The organism is Endozoicomonas sp. SESOKO3, from assembly GCF_024606255.1.
This window is the reverse complement of sequence record NZ_JAHHPR010000417.1, coordinates 1-1461: the sequence shown is the minus strand read 5'-3', so window position 1 is coordinate 1461 and position 1461 is coordinate 1. Positions and strand designations below refer to the sequence as shown.

Sequence of the window (1461 nt, the reverse complement as noted above, 5' to 3'; positions counted from 1 at the left end):
CAGGTGATCCGCCCGGCGGGCGAGCAGCGGACGGTAGCACAGATGGCCAAACACCCGGTCTTTTCCCGTGTGCAGGCGCACTCCGGCAGTCTCCTGGCCGATACCCACAGTGGCTTCCAGCTGTGGATACCGGACGAGGCCTGGGACAACACCCGGGTGGTCAGCGAAAACCTGCCGATGGAAACAGAACCCTTTGCACACTGGCAACTCAAGGCCACCGGGCAGACCGTCGCCAAGTCTAACGATACCCTGAGTGTGCGTCAGTTCACCCCCCGATCCGGCGTGACGATGACGAGCCTGGACCTGGGCCAAATGGTCAAGACAATCCTGTTCAAAGTGACCCTGGATCACCCCGACACGGCCTGGACCAACGCCAGTGCCCGGGCCTTCATCACTGACATCAAGGGAGTGTTGCGCACCAGGGTGGCACAGGCCCGGCAGGAGTTCTCAGCAACAGTAGGTCTGGTACCCCTGACAACCCCGGTCGCCAACCACACCTTGTTCAACCCCTTCAGGACACTGGATCTCTGGTACTTCCCGGACGGTGACACCCTGCTGGCGGCCAAAAAACGCGACAAATTCAAGATTACGGTCAATGACGACGGCCAGCTGCTCGCCCTGTCGGATACCCGCAAAAAGCAAGCTTTCCAGTTTTTCCCACGGCCTGACCAAGGTGCAAAAGGCCATCCCTTTTGTGGGAAGGCTGGTGCCGTTCTGACCGGGATACCTAGCGAGTTCAAGAACCTGGTCTCCATTCCCTGCCGTTACGACTTCCCGGGTGGCAACGAATTGCGAGGCCGATACCAGTGGGAACCCATTGACCAGGCATGGAGCATCAAGACCCCGCGGGCTAAATACCTGGCCAACCGGAAACAACTGTCCCTGGTGGCGCTGGACCTGAGCCTGATGGGGCCCAGGCAACCCTCCGACAGCCTGATCTTCTCGACCTGGCAGGATTTCAACCAGGCCATGCGTTCCGTGCCAATAAGCGCTCGCCGACTGCTGGCCGACACCCGACTGATCGCCCTCAAGCTGCGCCCCGGCTATGCCCGAACCCGAGTGGCCTGGATAGATTACCGGGGCCGGTATTTCCATCAACAAAAACTGTTGTTCGGCCTGCCTGACAAGGAGCACGATGCCCAGCAACTGATTATTGGTCAAACCACGGTCAGGAAAAAGAGCACAACCCGGAATGCCCGGCCGCTTGAGTCAACGGCTTCGGTCGTTTATAGCCCAAAACACCAAACGCTCTACCAGGTCATCCTCGATAGTTACCAGTCACTGGGCACCTTTGGCAGGGTAGCCGTAATGGCGGACGGTCTGCTACTGTCAGGAACGCGCGGGGACGACAGTATCAACCTGGAAGCCTTGCGGCTGGATACTTACTACTATGAGAACCGGGCGGCCTCCCGCCGACAGTTTGGGGTCATGGTGGAGGGCCAGGGCGGTTCGGATGTGATT

2 protein-coding genes are annotated in these 1461 nt (G+C 59.5%); both read left to right on the top strand.

What is annotated here, in order from left to right:
* Window positions 1-242 (top strand): hypothetical protein (locus KDK18_RS07180; protein ID WP_257254199.1); only part of this gene is annotated, 242 nt, incomplete at its 5' end.
* Window positions 178-1461: hypothetical protein (locus KDK18_RS07175; protein WP_257254198.1), on the top strand; the 1284-nt coding region annotated here is incomplete at its 3' end. The genes KDK18_RS07180 and KDK18_RS07175, both read left to right, overlap by 65 nt.